Source organism: Flaviramulus basaltis, assembly GCF_900114265.1.
In the GTDB taxonomy this organism is placed as follows: domain Bacteria; phylum Bacteroidota; class Bacteroidia; order Flavobacteriales; family Flavobacteriaceae; genus Flaviramulus; species Flaviramulus basaltis.
The window spans coordinates 103660-122441 of sequence record NZ_FPKV01000004.1; the positions used below are offsets into that span (position 1 = coordinate 103660).

Here is an 18782-nt window from a genome sequence, read left to right on the forward strand (position 1 = left end):
TTAGGATGAAATTATTTTCCACCCACCTTTCTACCCACTTAAGGAAGTATATAATTAATTTTCCAATGGCCACCTTTAGCACCACCAACTCTTTCTATAAGACCTAAATCTTTTAGAGCATCAAGGTTATTATCAATAGCAGTAGCACTTAAGCCAACTTTATCTTCAAGTTCTCTTTTAGAGACTTTACTGTTTTCGTGAATAGCTTTAATTATATTAATTCTATTATCAGTAAGATTATCTACCCACTTATCTACCCACTTATTAAAATCAAAAGGTCTTCTAACTGTTACAGTAAACATTCCTTCAGTATTAAATTCAGGTTCAGTTAAATTAGCTTCAATCATTAAGTCTCTCATTCTCCCAATTCCAGAACCCACTTGTTCAACCATTCTAATTCTCTCAAACAGACCAAATATTAAAGGATTTCTACTTAAGCTTCTTTTACCAAATTCATTTTTAGGAATACCACTAATTAAACCTCCAGGATTTGAAATTTCAACTCTATCATTAAATACCTCAATAGTAATACGAGCTCCTTTATCATAATAATCTCTATGAGCCAAAGCATTAATTATAGCTTCTTTGAAAACGGTTTCTGGAATTTCCCAAATTTCATTTCTTGGTTGGGAACCTGCTCCCTCAATATCATAACGTACATCTAATTTTTTCTTCAACCAAGACATTGCCTGTAGATATTGATTGTATAAAGAGCCTGTCATTACTTTATCGTCTTCAATAAACCGTTTATCAATACCATCAAAAGCGATACAACGTATTACAGCCTTTTCAAAAAATAGTTCAGGGTTTTCGGCAAAGAATAATGTAGCTCCATTTTTTAAGAAACCTTCTTTAGTAATCAGTTTAAGGTTATTGAAAACTTGTTCGTTTGAAACTGTAGCGCCTAATCCAGCTAAAGCCCTAAATTGATTAATATTATTATCAGGAACATCTTGATTTATATCAATTGCCTTACAAGGCGCTTCATCAAAATAAATTTTATCTGCTTGCTGAAAAAAGTCTCTCATTTCTTCAACGGTAGTCAATTTTTGCGAATTTGGACCTTGACGAACATAAATTGCCCCAGATAAAACATAGGGTTTATTGTCTCCAGAGGGAACTTCAATAACTACAACATCTTTGGAATCTACAGTTACAGTATGAATCTCGCAATGTAAAGCGGGTGAAATTTCATTAATTGAATTTTGAAGCGCAGAACGTTTCGCATTATTAAAAGCAACTCCTTGAACAATATTGTTGTCGTCTACACCTAAAAGAAGTGTGCCTCCTGCTGCATTGGCAAAAGCACAAATTTCTTCAGTAACATCTTTTATTTTGCTTGGAATACTAACCTTAAATTCAACATTATATCCCTCTCCTGAAGCAATAAGTGATTTTATATTTTTTTCATTTAACATAACAACAAATCTATGAAATCATTTTCAAGTTTCTCTCAAATTCTTTTGTCCTTACTTTCCTTATCAAAAGCTATCAAATTAAACAATTGACGCATTCTAGAACGTACACGATTACCATATCTTTCTTCCAATTCTTGTGCGTTTAGATTGGTAGTTGCATGTGTTCTAATACCGTGTTTAAAAAATAAATCGTAACGTGATAACAAAATTTCTCCCATAACGTTGCAGTCTTTACCAAAATGTCTTCCGGTTGTTTCAACACCTAAATCATCAAAGCAGTAAAAACTACTATTGCCATATTCTTCAATGGTTTTAAAACCAATATTGTTAAATGCAAAAGTTATGTTTCTTGCAGGAATGATTTCATAGGGTTTGTGATGAGGCACAATGTTACGAAGTAATTTCATTAAACTTGTTTTTCCGCATCCTACAGGCCCTGATAATAAAATGCCCTTGTTTGGGTCTAGTTCTAATTTTTTACATGCTTCAAAATCTCTAATAAAATAAATGCATAGCTTGTACAGTACCACCTCATCTTCTTCGTAAATCTTAAAGTTTTTTCCAAATAGTAATTTTCCTTTTGCATCGAGGTATATTAGAATTTTCTTAAAATCGTATGAAATATTATTATCTTTTAGTTCGCCTAATTGGTATTGAACTCCTTTTTCGATTATTATATGTGGTTTTATGTTGTTCATCTAATGCTTAATAAGATTACTTCACTTTGTTCGCAATGACAGTTAGAGAGGTTCGTTATAATTTTTATTTTTACTAATCTTTAGGTTGTCTTGATTTTGGCTAACTGATTTTTGAGTTTCTTTACTCTTTATTTCTTCTGCTTTTAGCATCCAATTACGAGCTGTTGATTGCCAATTGACAATTTTTGTTTTGCCACCTACTTTCCAACCTATGCCTTGATAATGATTGAAGAATTTTTGAGCTTCAATTATTGGCCAGTTTTCTTTTTTAAAAAAATCGATGACTCCTTTTTCATTTTTTGGCTGGTCAAGTTTATTAATGTTTTTATTTGTTTGTATATGTTTATTAATAGATACCAGTGCTTGTCCATTTTTAGGACTGTATGAGTCCACAACTTGTTTAGAGCTTGTCTCAAAATTGAACATCTTAATTTTGCTACCCTTGAATGGATTGTGTGATGGATAATAGATGATATATTTCCAATGGTTTAACTCTTTGATACATTTATGATAAGTGGATTTAGAACCAATTTTTGAAAAACTCATAATCTCTTCACGATTGATATAGAATTCCTCCATAAACCGATTACTATTCCAAATTTGAAATAGTGCTACATATAAACTTATATGTGTTGGGTTTAATCGACTATCTTTTGAGAATTGAATGAATACACCTTTTAGGTGTTTTATATAGTTTACCTTTTGCATATAATAGACCTTTCGACTGCTCTCAAGGTGACAATTAAAACTTATTGTGAATTCTATTATCTTCCATTACTTTTAAAATTTCTTCGTAATCGTAATAGATAACACCACCGACTTTGGTATAAGGTAATGTTCCATTAATACGAAGGTTTTGTAATGTTCCTGGTGAGATACTTAAGAGGTCTCGAACTTCTGGTGACTTGAACCACTTTTTAGGTGCGAAACCTGATTGATGGTTAATGATTGCTTTGATGTCTTCTAATAATTCATGTTTGAATTCTCGAAGATCTTCGGTAGTAATAATTGTTGCTGCCATAATAAAAACGGTTTTTGTTTAACGTATTAAAATCAAAAGATCCCCACTTTCGTGGGGACTGCGACAAAAGGTTTCTTTTGTCTTGATTTGACTTTCGTTTGGCAAATATGAAGTGAATTGATGACCTGTATTCACAACGGGGATTGTGTTGTGAACGATTTTTATTTAAATATTTTGTTAGTTTTCTTAAAGTGGACTGGTTCTCGATACAGTTTTTCTACAAAAAACCACTCGAACTGACGAATGACACACACTTATTTAAGGTTTACATGCCGTCATCGGTATCGTCCATTCGTTTTAAAAGCCCTTTATTTAGTGATGTTAGAAATTTTACTCTATCTGCTTTTCTAGTCCTAATTTCAAGGAATGTGCGACGGTATTGTCCTAAATCTATTTCAAAAATGTGTTCAAAGTACTCTGCAATATCTTTTAAGTCTGCAGCACCGTTATTAAAAACTCCCTCGGTATGTAAACCATATAAAAGTTCTATTAATGCGACTTTTTGGCTTGTCCAAATCATTTTCAAGTTCGGTTTGCGTTGTGATTTTTCACCGTTGTCTTTATTCTCTATTACAACTAATTGGTTTTCTAAATACAACTGAATTAAATCGTTAGCCAATATTTTAGCAACTTTAAAATCGTGAGATGTAGAAAAACTTATATCTGCTTCAAAATAATAACTATCTAAAGACATTTTAATATCAAACTTACTACGCAGAAAATATTTGTGGTCTAAATAGATACTACCAGAGCGATAATATTTGTAAAACTCTAACTCGTTATCGAAAAATGCCTTTAGTTTAATTAGCTCATTATTGTAATACTTTTTTACAATACGATTACCACCATTTGGCTTTTTCATTTCAATTTTGTAGAGTGTATTGTAATAAATAAGTTTTGAGGTAAACTGTGGCTTTATTTCTTTGAAAAAAAATATTTCTTCAGATTCTGTTTTGAATTTTGTTTTAGTAACTACTTTTTTTAATACATCAATACTCTTTAAGATAACTTCAATAGCACGTTCACAAAGCGTAGATTCATTGTCTGTTTCTAAATTTATGAAGCTTAATTGGTCGTTGAGGTTGGCAAGCAGGCTGGTGATTTTTGGGTTCAAATAATTTTACTTTTTGTATTCTCATTTGGTTTCTTTAAGAAATTGATCGTATAAATCTTCGAACGAATTATCTTTTTCAAGGTTTAATTTTTTTCTTAATCTATACCGTTTTGTAAATAAACTATTTGTAGATATGCTATAAATTTCGCTGATTTCTCTTGTGGTTTTTCCGTTTAAAATTAACTGAAGTAACTGCTCATCTTCTTTTGTTATATCCGGAAATTTTTTTGATAAATAAAAAAAGAAATCTATATGCTGTTTGTTAGATAGTGTATTTATTTGTTGCAAGTCGGTTTTGTTATGTAGTAACTCCTGGAATGCTATTTTTAAATTATTTATTTGAGCTTGGTCTATCCCATTTTTATTAACAGTTCTTACTTTAGATTTTAGCTCATCTAAAAAGAACTCTATTTTATTTATTTGATTAGCAAACGAGATTAAATTGTTTTGACTAAACTGCATTTTCTCTTTAATTAATTGTTCTTCTAATTGTTGATTTTTAAGTTTAACTTCTAAACTTTCTTTTTCTAATTGAACAATAATTCGTTTCTTTTTTAAACTATCAATTTTTCTTTTTCTGTTTCTTATTATAAAATAAATAAGCCCAGAACCAAGCAACACAATAATAGAAATACCAACAATTAAACCCAAGTTAATTTTACGTTGGGTTTCTACTTTAAATTCATTTTCTTGTAAATTGTGTTCTAGCAACACAATATGTAACTTATCTTCGCTAGAGGCATTATTTAATACTACCAAACTATCGGAATACTTTCGTTGGTATTCTAACGCTTTTTCAAAATTGCCTGTGGTTTCAAAATAGATGATGTATTTTTTATAAATATCTACTAAATAATCGCTAATATTATAGTCTGTTGCCATTTGGTTGGCTTCATCTAATACTTTTATAGCTTCAGAAAATTTTTTTTGCTCTATGTAGATTGAGGCTATTTCTGTTTTACTATACAGCACACCCTTTAATGTCCCACTTTTTAACAGATATGTTTCTGCTTCCTTAAACGTTTGAATGGCCTTTTCATAATTTTTTTCGTATTTATACCACTCTGCATAGTTGATAATAATAGTTCCTTTAATTTCATCACTTTTTAGTGTTTGGTTTATGGAATCTGCTTTTTTGTAAAACGAATAGGCTTGTTGTTTGTAAAAAGTTATTGGTTTTATTTTTGAATTGGTTTTATACTTTTCACTAAAAACCTGAACACTATAAGTATCACCAATTAAGGCACATATTCTCGCATAATTTAAATTATCTTTTCCTTTTACATAGGCATTAATTGCAGATGTTAAACCATTTAAACGTGTGTTAAAGTCTTCAGAGAGGTTTGCTTTATTTGCTGCCGAAGCTCCTAATAATTTATAATACCCGTATTTTTTGCTAATGGTTTCACTTTTTAAGTAATTTTCAAAAGCTTTTACTTTATTCCCTTTTAGATTCCAAAAGTTTCCTACAGTTAAATAAGTGTCTGCCAAAGCTTCGTTATTTTCCAACTCCTGCGCTTTTTCGAGGTTTTGTATTAAAATTTCGTATATGTATTCTGGTTGAAGCGAATAATTATTATTAAAAATTCTATTTATTTCAATAATATTATTACTGATTTGCAACTCTTTTATTTGCAGTTTTATAGATTCTATTTTACTTGGTTCTTGTGCGTTTACAAAAAAGTATGTAAAGCAACACAGACAAGTGACAATATGTAAATATTTTTTGGCCAATGTTTTATAAATAAAATTGAATAGGTAATTTACTAAAATAAAATAAAAGCCCTCTATGAAATTTTGAGAGGGCTTTTTAAATACAAGTTGCTATTAAAAGTTAGTCGTCAAAAAGCATTTACTTGTTTAGTTCTTAATTATTTTCTGGGTATAAACCTCTCCAGTTTTGGTGTTTACTTTAACAAAATATACTCCTGAATCCATTTTTGATACATTGATTAGCTCATGAGAACCGTTTAAGGTGCGTACCAATTGCCCCATAATGTTGTATATGGTAATATTCTTTACCTCTATATTACCTTTAACATCCATATACAGATCATCTTGAGTAGGGTTTGGATAGAATGAAATTACACTAGTTTCCAAATCGGCTTCATCAATACTTAAAGTTGCGCAAGCATCAATTACTTCTATTTCTGTATTACAACCAGTTGCGTTGTTTTCTATTAAATAGTAATTTGGATCTGGATTAGATGCCAAATACCCGCAAATACTCTCCACTTCACAGGTGCTTAACTGCGAATTGTTTTGAATTAAAGCTGTAATAATATGTTCTGGATTCAAGTTGTCTAATCCCGAAAGGCTTGTTAAACCTTGTTCATTTACGATACCAAGTGAAATAAAAACAGGGTCTGTTAAATTGCTTAATGGTGCTAAACTGGTTAATGCATTGTTGCCAAAATACAGATTAACTGTACTTCCTATATAAGGGCTTTGGTGCAAGCGTTGTAAATTATTTAAACCTGTAAGTGAGGTTAAATTAATATTATTTACAATAACAATCCCTACACCAATATCGGTTACATTTTGTAAGCCCTCGATAGACGTAAGTGATACATTACTATCAATCCATAAATCACCAAGTGATGTTAGACCTTCTAAACCATCTAGCGACTGTAATAATGGATTCCCAGTTATATTTAATTGACTATACATAAGGTCTTCTTCGGTTATAGTAGTTAAACTACTTAATGCTTGAATGTTTGTTAACGCACTGTTTACCGACAATTCTAATGCATAAACCGTTTGCAAGTTGTTTAAACCATTTAGGTTTTGTAAAGCATTGTTATTTACAATAAATAAATCACCATAAATGAAGTTTAGGTTTTCTAATCCATTAAAGGTGGTTAGGGCATCACAGTTCTGAAAATTCACATCACCTGTAATAGAAACGAGATTGGATAGTGCGCTTATATCTGCCAAAGCAGGTAAATTTTGAAACCTTAAGTGACTATATAAGGTTTGTAAACTATTTAAGCCTTCTAGACTTGCTAAATTTTCATTGTCATTAATTATAAAATAATCGTCTAACCCAAAACTACTTGGTGTGGTAATAATGGTGGTTACATTGTTTAATCCTTGTAAACTAGTTAGGGCAGGGTTAAAACTAATTGTTATATTAATGTTTCCTATTAAGGTTGTAAGCCCTTCTAGACCAGATAAGTTTTGCAAATTATCATTTTTAGTGATCCTAAAAGTAATATTTTCTGCACCGGAAGTCCCTACAGATATTAGACCATTTAAACCTTGTAAGTTTGTAATACTTTCACAACCAACTATCTCAAAATCACCACCAATGGAATTCAGGTTTTCCAAACCTGCTAAACTACTATAGCCCATATTTGAATTTATATACAAATCTCCTATAATAGATGTGATGTTATCCAACCCTGAAAGGTCACCTCCAGCATCATTCAAATTACTAAAAACCACATTCCCGTCCAATTCGGTACAGTTAGGGTATTGTATCTTAAAATAATCTAACATTACCCTATCAAATACAAAGTCTCCAGATGGTGGACAATCTGGCAAATTACAATTATTTAATATCTCTATTGATGTGGCTGCACCTGTAGCGTTGCCGCTAATGGTTGCTGGGAAGCTATTGTTTAAGTAGATACAAATACTTGTTGCACTGGCATTGGTTAAATTACTGTTGTTTTGGATGCTTAAGTTACTTATGGTATTTGCAAACACATTATCTAAACCGCTTAATGTGGTTAATGCTGCATTGTTATCAATAATCAATTCTGAACCATTAAGGGTTTCTAAAGCTGATAATGCTGTCATATCGGTTAGATTATCGTTATCACTAATGGTCAAGCCCGCAGTTACAGCAGCAGAGGTATTGATGTTTTTTATATTTTCCAAGCCACTTAAAGACGTTAGGGCATCGTTATTAACAATGCTTAAGTTTCCTTTTAAAGATGCTATGTTAGTAGATAGAGCAGTGGCGATACTTGTTAGTTGGGTATTGCCACTAATTTCAATACTTCCATTTATACCATTTATTGCCAAATCATTTAAACTGGTTAATTGGGTGTTTTGAATGATAACATCACCCGAAAGATAGTGGATATTTGCCAAACCTGATAAATTTATAATATCGGTACCATTAATGGCTAATGCACCCGAAATGGATGTACAATTAGGATATGTAGCACCAAAAGCATCTACCTCTGCTTGTGAGGTTAAGATAACATCGCCTGGTGGGCATAAATCTGTATTACAGGCAGCCGAAACCTCTGTAATACTATTACAACCAGGTGCGTTATCTACTGCAAATAGTGTTACATTTTCTTCCAGTACTGGTATGACATCACAAAAACTTTGGACATTACAAACCGCTAAATTATTACAAAATCCTATACCATAGGTTACAATTCCATTTGCATCTATATTGTTTAACCCTGCCATACTCGATAATACATCATTCGCTACTACCCATATAGTTAAATTATTAACCGTTTGTAAATTTGACAAAGCATCTAATTCAAGTAACAATGGATTATATTCCATGTCTAATAATGCACTCGAATTCGTCCCTTCAGCATTTATAGATGTTAAATTATCAATACCACTAAAAGTTAATAAGCTTGGATTATAAGAAATTATTAATTCTTTATTAACACTAGTAAGTCCTTGTAATCCATCTAAAGATGTTAAATTTGGATTATTTAAAATATTTATTCTGTTAGCACTTATTACCCCTTGTAAACCATCTAAACTTGTTAAATCTGTGTATTGAATAGTAAGATTATCTAATTCCAAATTGGTAAATTGAGATAAACCACTTAAATCTGTAATAAAATCGTCATCCACATATTGGCCGCTTATATACAGTCGGAATAAACTTGCAGCTTCAATTGAAGGACAGTTAGGATAAGCCGCTACAAAACCATCTACATCCGCTTGTGTTTCCAAAGCAATATTTTCAGTTGGGCAACCACTATAACCGCCACAGCTGCCTACTACCTGTAATTCGTTATCACAACCAGCGTCATTATCTGTAATATTAATATTCCCTGAAACCCCTATGTTAAGTGCCTCACAAAGACTTTGTGCCGAACAATTGGTTAATTGCGGATTATAACGTATCACAATACTCCTGATGCTAGAAGCTTCTATATTTTCTAAACCGTTTAACGATGTTAACGCATCGCTATATTGCACAGAAATAGTTCCTTCATTAAGTGTTGTAAGGTTTTGCAACGCTGTTAAATCTGTTAGTACAGGGTTGGTGAAAATACCTAGGGCACTATTTGCTATACTGGTGTTAGTACCAATAGCGGTTAAGCCCTGTAACCCATTTAAAGAGGTTAAACTATCATTATAATATATGTTAAAACTTTCTCCAACGGAAGTTAAATTTTGTAACCCGTTTAAACTGGTTAAGCCAGTATATTGTATAGTAAGACCATCTTCAATTGTTGTAATAAAAGACAACCCACTAATGTCTGTTACAGGATCTGCTGTACCTTGGGCAGAGTTAGAACCTATGGTTAGGTTGTAATTCATTGTAGAGCAGTCTGAATAGAGCGAAACAAACTCATTGACATCTGCTTGTGTTTCTAATGTCGTGTCTGAAAAAAGACATTGGGCTTGAGTGGTGATTCCTGTACCTATAAAAAGGAAAAGAAATACACATTGTAATTTTTTAATCATGATTATTGTTTTTAAGGATTAATTACTAATAAAGGTTGCGCTTTGCAAATTGTATTATCAAACATTATTTTTTGATAATTTTTTTAACATATTTTATATTGTTCCCTGTTATATTTAAAAAGTAAATTCCTGTTGGTAATGCCGATACATTTAGTTTTGTTTGATTGTTTAAGGTTTCCATTTTACCTTTCAATACCATTCTTCCTGTGACATCTGCCAATTGTATGTTTACATTGTTATAAGATTCGTTAGCTGCAAAATAGATGGTATTGTTTACTGGGTTTGGATAGATTTTTAATCCGTATTTGTTTAATTCAAAATCTTCTGTGGATAAGGTTGTGCAATTTGCTAAAGATGCATCTGTATCAGGTGGCAATGTAAAATCTTCTATTTGGTCAATCATAGAATCTGATTCTCCTTGAGATGCATTATAGCCCACACCTCTGTTGGCAAATGCTTCCCAAATCATACATTGGTCTTCTCCACCAGTTAATGCCATATCTGCTGCTAAAATAGCATCGCGTCCATCTACAAAACCAGGGCTACATACCTGAATTTTAAGGGCATCGGTAACTACTTGTAAAATTTTATTGTTACCGCCTGTTCCATTTATAACATCTGGGTCATAACCATATTTATCTATATATTTTAGTGATAAATCCCATAAAATAGTACCCCACACAAATCCAATATTATGAACACTCGCATTCCATTTGGTAGAGCCATCAGCTAATAAAGTTTCATCATTGGTTGCCCCATAGGTATAGTTGTTCACTGTAAAATTTGGGCTGTATTTTGCTGCTCGAAAACCACCTCCATCAGTATCTTGTCCTAAAGTATAAGTCCCTGCACTTCTATCCACATTGTTTGGGTCTTGAATAGTTATCATCAAAGCATACCAATCTGACCAACCTTCACCCATATGTTCAGGGTTTGTTAAGCAAGATGCATTATCTGCTCCACCTGTTAATCGTTTAGTAATGCCATGCGTGTATTCATGGGCAATAATTAAATTGTCAAAATCACCATCTTTGTAATACGGTGGTGCTGATACTAATGACGCATTTATCGTTTCAGAATTTAATAATGCACTAATAATAGCTTCTCCATCAGTTTGGTTTATAAGAATAGACGGAATATTTACATTGCCACCAAAAGTTCCTTCTGTCATATTATAAAAAGTATCATCTGAATTGACAATAATAGCTGCAATGGCACCAAAATTCTGCGCTTGTAATACTTTAAAACCAAACTGGCAATTACCACGTCTTATTACTGCTATTTTACCCGAAATCTCACTAGAATTACTAATTCCTCCACACGCTTCATAATCACCTGTTGTAGTGCCTTCTACTACTACTAAATCTGTGGTAATAGGTTCAGCTACTAGTGACTCTCCAAATAATGCTTCTAAACCATAGTAACTTCCAGCTAAACTCCCGTTATTAATGGTTAATGGCTGCCCAATTTCTCCAGACCTGGACCATAAAAACATTTGCATTCTTGGACTCACACCTTCTACATAAGTTGAAAAAACGGCGTTATTTAAAGCACCGTAATCTTGGGCATCGGCAATTACATAATCACCTCCGAGACCTTCTCCAGTGTAGTTTAGCTCTTGGAAGTTTCCGGCTGCTTCATCAAAACCATAGGCATAGGAAATATCGTGCATCATATTATTTACATAAAATAAATTTGTAATGGCTACATCTTCATATTCTATAGGCTGATTGTTAATATCAAATGGAAAATTAAAATCTAAAGTTGATGTCCCATCTGGTGAATAGCCACCAGAGTTATTGAAATCCCTATCTTCTCTTGCATACACATTATTACCTCTAGTAATGGTGTATTCTGAACCATCTACACCATCTGTATCGTGCCACCCAAAAGGTGATGCGATAGCATCCGCAGGATTAGTTACTAATTGAAAGCTACCATGATTTGGGCTTTCAACAGGCAGCGGTAATACATAGTATTGTGCACTATCATCAGTCATTTGTGATTGTCTGTAGGCGTTTTGAATTGTAGGGATTGTGTTTTTTAAAGTACCCGATTTTATATTGGTTTCTGGGGTGTGAAACTTACACGACACCACCATGTCTTGTTTGTCTAGAATTTCGCCAGTTGTGGCATCAATTCTGACGCTCCACCAATTTTTGCCGTCTGTGGTTTGTATAAAAATATCCCAAGCAAGTTTTAACCCCTTACCATTATTAACTGGCTGATAAACTAACTTCACTGGGATTTCACTTTCTGAAATATTACCTTTTGAAAATTTATATGAATTATTTTTTGAAGATATTTCTTCTAGCACTCCAACACTGCCTAAATTTAGCTTTTCTGCAGCAGCTATAATGGCTTGTTTTGCATTTAATTGTGGTGTAGTTGTATTAACTTTTGAATTGATATTATTGATTGATCGTTCTCCGAAAAAGAAAACCTTATCATTTTTAATAGATACACTAGAAATTGCATTGTGAATTTCTACACCTTGATATGTTTGTGCAAGATATAGATGTGTAACTTTAGAGCGTTTAGAATACACTTCTCTTTTAACTAATAAATCTTGGTAGTTGTAAGAGGTTTTATTGCTACTTTTCTTGTTTGAGTCAACGTAGTTTTTTACTACATTATAGTATCTGTGCTCTGTTAATTTTTCTTGTGCATTAACAAGTTGATAAATAGACAAGCTAAAAAGGAAAAGTAATACGTAATGTTTTTTCATTGATGTTTGTTTTAAGAAATTACTAAATCATTGAAAACATATTAAGCTTTCGATGATATTGTTAAGAATATTTTACCAAAAATAGAATCTATACCTTAAACAGTGGTACAATTTATATAGACACGACATAGACAACTCGTGCCTTTTTAACATAAAAAAGAAGAAATTGAATTATGAAGTCATACGAATTAATTGATTTTGGCTGATTTGTGGATGGTTGAGGTGTTGAGCTTTTCTTTTAATAAATTCATGTCATCACTGACCTTTTGTTCAATGACCTTTGCATAAATTTGAGTAGTTGCGATTTTAGAATGACCTAATAGTTTTGAAACTGTTTCTATTGGAACACCATTACTCAAAGTTATTGTTGTTGCAAAAGTGTGTCTTGCTATGTGAAAAGTTAAATTCTTTTTGATTTTACATAAATCTGCAATCTCTTTTAAATATGAATTTAGCTTCTGATTAGAAATATTAGGGAATAAGGTTTTTGTTTTCTTGGTTTTAATATGTCCTTTATATTTCTCTATTAATTCTCCAGCTATTGCAAGTATCGGAATTTTTACTTTGTTATGTGTTTTTTGTCTATTAGTGATTATCCATCTACCACCATCAATACCAATAGCGATATTATCCTCGTTAAGGTTCATGACATCTATATATGATAACCCTGTATAACAACTGAACACAAATAAATCTTTTACGAGTTCTAATCTTTCAATCTCAAATTCTTTTTCGATAATTGTTTGCAGTTCATCTTCTCTTAAAAACTCACGTTCGTTTTTGATATAAGTAGGCTTGAATTTTATAAAAGGATCTTTATCTATCCATTCCATCTTATAAGCCAATGTTATCATTTTACGAAGACGTTGAATGTGCTTCATCACCGTGTTGTTTTCCATTTGCTTTTGATGGTCCTCTGGAACAAAAGAACGCAGAAACTTTTCAAAGTCAACTAAAAACCGAAATGTGATTTGAGATAAATAGATATCTTGTATTTTCTTTTTGGTCAGAAACAGTTTGATATACTTTTGAGTTGTGAAGTAATTCTTTAAAGTACCATAACTTAAAGATTCGCTCATTTGGGTATTATGGTAATCCACTAAAGTAAGTAAAGAGTATTCTTCGTTATCTTCTCCCAAAAACCTTGCTTTAATAGATTGCGCACAGATAAATGCTCTTTCTTTTACAAGTTCGTCGTGAGCTTCGTAAATTCTATTTTTGACCTGGTCTAAATATCTGTTGAGTAATCGAGATTCTTGCTTATTTCCTCGCGCTCTACCTTTGTTGGAATCCCATTCAGATAGGATTACTTTTCTTTGTAAACTGATATTTGCACGCTTACCCTTTACAGTAATTCTGCCAAAAACTGAAACTTGATTGTTTTTTATGCGTGTAGCATTAACCCAAAATGACAGGGTAAAGGTGGTTTGTGATTGCATAGTTGTCGTCTTTTAGTTAAACATTCATTCAAGACGAAAGTCAAATCAACTATTTCAATTACAGTATTTTAAGTATCTATTCGGTTCACACTTTTTGTGTTTTAAAACTGTGAACCGAATTGTGAACCGAATTAAACCATATTAATTCAATTCTTATGATAGTCTAAAAACCATAAAACCTTGTAAATCATACAATTTACAAGGTTTTAGTTTTCTTTGATATTAATTTTAGTCGGGGTGGCAGGATTCGAACCTGCGACCTCCGCGTCCCAAACGCGGCGCGATAACCGGGCTACGCTACACCCCGAATTGGTTATCTAATATATATAAATAATTTGCGGAGAGACAGGGATTCGAACCCTGGGTACCCTTTTGGGGTACGACGATTTAGCAAACCGTTCCTTTCGGCCACTCAGGCACCTCTCCGTTAATTTTTTGTAAGAACTTTGCATTTATATTTAAATGCGGATGCAAATGTAGCCTTTCATCTTAAAGAACACAAATATTTTTTTTGTTTTTTTTAATTATTATTCAGGGTATTCTATTCTCAAATGATAAATATTTGCAAGCTTGTACTTTAGCACTTTTTTAATAGACTGAATCTCCTTAAAAGTTATATTTGCATTTAAAAATTGACCTTCTTCTATTTGTTTATTTATAATATTTTCTACGAATGCCTCGATTTTAGTTGAAGTTGGCTCTTTTAAGCTTTTTGATGCTGCTTCTATACTATCACACATCATTAAAATAGCTGTTTCTTTACTAAATGGCTTTGGACCAGGATAACTAAAATCTACCTTATCAACATCAGGGAAATCCTTTTTTTCTTGTGCATAAAAATAATATACAACAGATGTTCCATGGTGTGTTCTTATAAAATCTATAACTCTATCTGGCAAGTTATTTTTTCTAGCTATTTCTATACCATTTATAACATGATCTACAATTATTCTAGCGCTTTCTTTATATGATAATTCATCATGCGGATTTATTCCTGTTGATTGATTTTCAGTAAAATAAGTAGGGTTTTTCATTTTACCAATATCATGATATAAAGCCCCCACCCTAACTAGCATAGCGTTAGCACCAATTTCATTTGCAGATGATTCTGCAAGATTAGCGACGTTGAGAGAATGATGAAATGTACCTGGTGCTTTGTTGGATAACTCTTTAAGTAATTTTGAATTAGTGTCTGATAATTCTAAAAGTGACACATCTGATACTAATCCAAAAAGCTTTTCATAAGCATAAATTAAAGGCTGCACAAATAATGTTGCCAATCCACACAAGATAAACCATATAAATGTTTCCCAATTTAGTTCTTTTACACTTCCTTCATGAATTACAAAAAAAGCAAAATAGGCTATAATATAAATGAGTGTTATTTGACCAACGGAAATAAACAAATTAGCACGCTTATATAATTCTGAAACAGTTAGTATAGTTACAATACCTGCAATAATTTGAAGAAACATATACTCATAACTATTAGGCACAATAAAACCTAATAAGAGCACTGTAAGTACATGAGCAAACAACCCTAATCTAGCATCAAAAAATGCTTTAAATACTAAAGGTAAAATACATATTGGAACAACGTAAATATACTTTGAGTTATAATTTACTACCAAAGTAGTAATGAATATTAATAAAGAAATATTGAAAAAAATAAAGGTTACTTTAGTATTATTTTCAAACACACTTACTCTATATTTTCTTAGGAATAAAAGCAACATTAATAAAGCTAATGCCACTAATAATGTATAAGCAAACAATACCCATATGTAATTAGTTTTATTCCAAACCTGCGATTCGTATTCTGATTGTAAAGATTTTAAAATCTGATACTTTTCATCATCTACAACTTCTCCTTTAGATACAATTAAAGTTTGTTCTGCAATACTGCCTCTTGTGTAGGCAATTTTGGCAAACTCATCTTCTAGAACTTTATCTGTAAATGATTTGTTAAACGTTAAATTAGGCTCTATGATATCAAAAAATAAAGCTACAAAATCTGTTTTGTAAGCTGTATACTTATTATCTGATAATATTTTATCAATTACAGGAGATACTGCATCCTGTTTAATCAGATTTGAAAAAAATCCATCCTTAATATTTTCTCTACCATCAAGAATAGATATACTTCTATCATCAGGAAAATCATAGTTTTCATTTAAAATTCCAAACTTGTACAGTTCTGAAATAATATTTTTTCCAACTTTATATAAATTACTAGATAACTGGTTAGAAAGAGAATCTGAAAAGGTATTTTTAAATTGAGAATCATAAGCTGCTTCAACATTGTTTCTAACTGCTTTATCTAAATTGAAATACAGTGGCGTATTGCTAACCAACTCTTTTTTCTCTGAAGTAATTTCTGCATCAGTTTTTTTAATTGCAAAATCAAATGGTGCTTGTAAATTTTCTGATTGCCATGGTTTTCCTCTTTCAAAATTGTATTTAAATTTTCCGCTTTTTGGAAATAAATAAACAATTAAAAAAGTAGTGCATATAAACAACAAGCCTTTATAAATCAAGGAATGGTTTCTGTATAGTTTATTTATAAAGTCTTTCATTTAAATGAATAAGTAAATCAAATGTAATAAAATTATAAGCTTTAACCATTTTTTATAATAAAGGAATCCTTCAAAATTCTACTAAAAAATCATTAATTTCGCAGGTACTAAACTAAAGCATAATATAAATGTATAAAGAAGTAGTAATTGTTTCAGCTGTAAGAACACCTATAGGTAGTTTTTTAGGAGCTTTATCAACTATTCCTGCGCCAAATTTGGGTGCTATCGCAATACAAGGTGCATTAAATAAAATAAATTTAAAGCCAGAATTAATTGAAGAAGTTTTAATGGGTAATGTGGTTCAAGCAGGAACAGGACAAGCTCCAGCTAGACAAGCTGCAATTTATGCTGGAATACCTAATACAGTACCATGTACAACTATAAATAAAGTATGTGCTTCGGGCATGAAAGCAGTTATGCAAGCAGCTCAAGCTATTGCTCTTGGTGATGCTAACATAATTGTTGCAGGTGGTATGGAAAACATGAGTTTAATTCCTCATTATTTATATGCGCGTACTGGAACAAAATTTGGACCTACTTCCCTTATTGATGGCATGCAAAAAGATGGCTTGGTAGACGCTTACGACCAAAATGCAATGGGAGTTTGCGCTGATGCCTGTGCTACAAAATATGAATTTTCTAGAGAAGATCAAGATGCTTATGCAATACAGTCTTATAAACGTTCTGCAGCGGCTTGGGAAGCTGGTAAATTTGATAATGAAGTAGTACCTGTTGAAGTACCGCAGCGTCGTGGAGAACCTATTATTGTTTCTAAAGATGAAGAATTTACTAATGTTAGAATGGATAAAATTCCGCAATTACGCCCTGCATTTACTAAAGACGGTACAGTAACTGCAGCCAATGCATCTACCATTAATGATGGTGCTGGCGCAATGGTTTTAATGAGTAAAAGTAAAGCAGAAGAATTAGGATTAAAACCATTAGCAACTATAAAAAGCTATGCTGATGCTGCACATGAACCAGAATGGTTTACTACAGCTCCAGCTAAAGCTTTACCAAAAGCTCTAGAAAAAGCTGGAATTAAAATAAGTGATGTTGATTATTTTGAATTCAACGAAGCATTTTCTGTTGTTGGTCTAGCTAATATGAAACTTTTAGGATTAAATGATAGCAATGTTAATGTTAATGGTGGCGCCGTATCTTTAGGACATCCTTTAGGTTGTTCGGGTGTTAGAATTTTGATAACCTTATTGAATGTTTTAGAACAAAATAATGCCAAAATTGGTGCAGCAGCAATTTGCAATGGTGGTGGTGGTGCATCTGCAGTTATTATAGAACGTAATTAAGCTTAATTAATGCAATACGGAATTTGTAATTTAAGCATTGTTCCTCTTAGAAATGAACCTACAGACTCGAGCGAATTAGTATCGCAAGTGCTTTATGGAGACTTTTTTAAAATAATAGAACAGCGCAAAAATTGGAGTAAAATAAGACTAGCTTTCGATAAATATGAAGGTTGGGTTGATAATAAGCAATACTTCGAAATTGAAGAAGAACAATACAATACTTTAAAGAAAGAAACTCCAAAGCTATCTTTAGATTTAGTTCAATTCATAGAAGATGTTAATGAGCAATTACATCCTATTTTATTAGGCTCTACATTAAATGGATTATCTATTTTAAATCATAAATATGAAGGCCAATCAACTGATAAAAAAGAGACTAAAAAGCATCTTTTAAATACTGCTTTTTTATACTTAAACGCTCCATATCTTTGGGGAGGAAAAACATCTTTTGGAATAGATTGTTCTGGTTTTACACAAATGGTTTATAAACTTAACGGATATAAACTGCTTCGTGATGCCTCACAACAAGCAACACAAGGGGAAGCGCTAAGTTTTATTGAAGAAAGTGAGCCAGGAGATTTAGCTTTTTTTGATAACAGCGAAGGGATAATAACTCATGTTGGAATCATTATGAAAGATAATTACATTATACATGCTCATGGTAAAGTTAGAATTGATAGACTTGACCATTCAGGAATTTATAATGTTGACAAAAAAGTACACACTCATAAATTACGTGTTATAAAAAAAGTAATATAAAAAAAGCCACTAATTAAATTAGTGGCTTTTTTTATATTAGTAT

The 18782-nt window shown here is 31.9% G+C and carries 12 protein-coding genes and 2 tRNA genes; 2 read left to right on the forward strand and 12 right to left on the reverse strand.

Annotated features, from left to right (window positions below; genetic code table 11):
- Positions 1–38 precede the first annotated feature (38 nt).
- From BT151_RS15505 to BT151_RS15560, 12 genes are all read right to left on the reverse strand, one after another.
- Complete coding sequence (locus BT151_RS15505) at positions 39–1418, reverse strand: AlbA family DNA-binding domain-containing protein (protein ID WP_072403273.1); 1380 nt, start codon at positions 1416–1418, stop codon at positions 39–41.
- A gap of 35 nt (positions 1419–1453) precedes the next feature.
- A complete protein-coding gene (locus tag BT151_RS15510) occupies positions 1454–2116 on the reverse strand; it encodes a P-loop NTPase family protein (RefSeq protein ID WP_072403274.1) in 663 nt (220 codons plus the stop codon).
- A gap of 42 nt (positions 2117–2158) precedes the next feature.
- Positions 2159–2824, reverse strand: a complete 666-nt coding sequence (locus tag BT151_RS15515) for a hypothetical protein (RefSeq protein WP_072403275.1) — start codon at positions 2822–2824, stop codon at positions 2159–2161.
- Positions 2825–2858: 34 nt separating this feature from the next.
- A complete protein-coding gene (locus tag BT151_RS15520; RefSeq protein ID WP_072403276.1) occupies positions 2859–3137 on the reverse strand; it encodes a helix-turn-helix domain-containing protein in 279 nt (92 codons plus the stop codon).
- 265 nt (positions 3138–3402) lie between these two features.
- Complete coding sequence (locus BT151_RS15525) at positions 3403–4251, reverse strand: RteC domain-containing protein (protein WP_072403277.1); 849 nt, start codon at positions 4249–4251, stop codon at positions 3403–3405.
- A gap of 21 nt (positions 4252–4272) precedes the next feature.
- Complete coding sequence (locus BT151_RS15530; RefSeq protein WP_072403278.1) at positions 4273–5985, reverse strand: LuxR C-terminal-related transcriptional regulator; 1713 nt, start codon at positions 5983–5985, stop codon at positions 4273–4275.
- 126 nt (positions 5986–6111) lie between these two features.
- A complete protein-coding gene (locus tag BT151_RS15535) occupies positions 6112–9930 on the reverse strand; it encodes a T9SS type A sorting domain-containing protein (RefSeq protein ID WP_072403279.1) in 3819 nt (1272 codons plus the stop codon).
- Between the two features lie 64 nt (positions 9931–9994).
- Positions 9995–12658, reverse strand: a complete 2664-nt coding sequence (locus BT151_RS15540) for a T9SS-dependent M36 family metallopeptidase (protein WP_072403280.1) — start codon at positions 12656–12658, stop codon at positions 9995–9997.
- 188 nt (positions 12659–12846) lie between these two features.
- A complete protein-coding gene (locus BT151_RS15545) occupies positions 12847–14097 on the reverse strand; it encodes a site-specific integrase (RefSeq protein ID WP_072403281.1) in 1251 nt (416 codons plus the stop codon).
- A gap of 232 nt (positions 14098–14329) precedes the next feature.
- Positions 14330–14404: transfer RNA gene (locus tag BT151_RS15550), tRNA-Pro, on the reverse strand.
- A gap of 31 nt (positions 14405–14435) precedes the next feature.
- A tRNA-Ser gene (locus BT151_RS15555) sits at positions 14436–14523 on the reverse strand.
- Positions 14524–14624: 101 nt separating this feature from the next.
- The gene (locus tag BT151_RS15560; RefSeq protein WP_072403282.1) at positions 14625–16673 is read right to left on the reverse strand and encodes an HD family phosphohydrolase; all 2049 of its coding nucleotides are present in this window, start codon (positions 16671–16673) and stop codon (positions 14625–14627) included.
- A 128-nt stretch (positions 16674–16801) separates the two neighbouring features.
- Between BT151_RS15560 and BT151_RS15565 the strand changes: the two genes are divergently transcribed.
- On the forward strand, positions 16802–17980 hold the full coding sequence (locus tag BT151_RS15565; RefSeq protein ID WP_072403283.1) for an acetyl-CoA C-acyltransferase: 1179 nt from the start codon (positions 16802–16804) through the stop codon (positions 17978–17980).
- 9 nt (positions 17981–17989) lie between these two features.
- Positions 17990–18739 (forward strand): C40 family peptidase, encoded by a 750-nt coding sequence (locus BT151_RS15570; RefSeq protein ID WP_072403284.1) that lies wholly within the window; start codon positions 17990–17992, stop codon positions 18737–18739.
- Positions 18740–18782 lie beyond the last annotated feature (43 nt).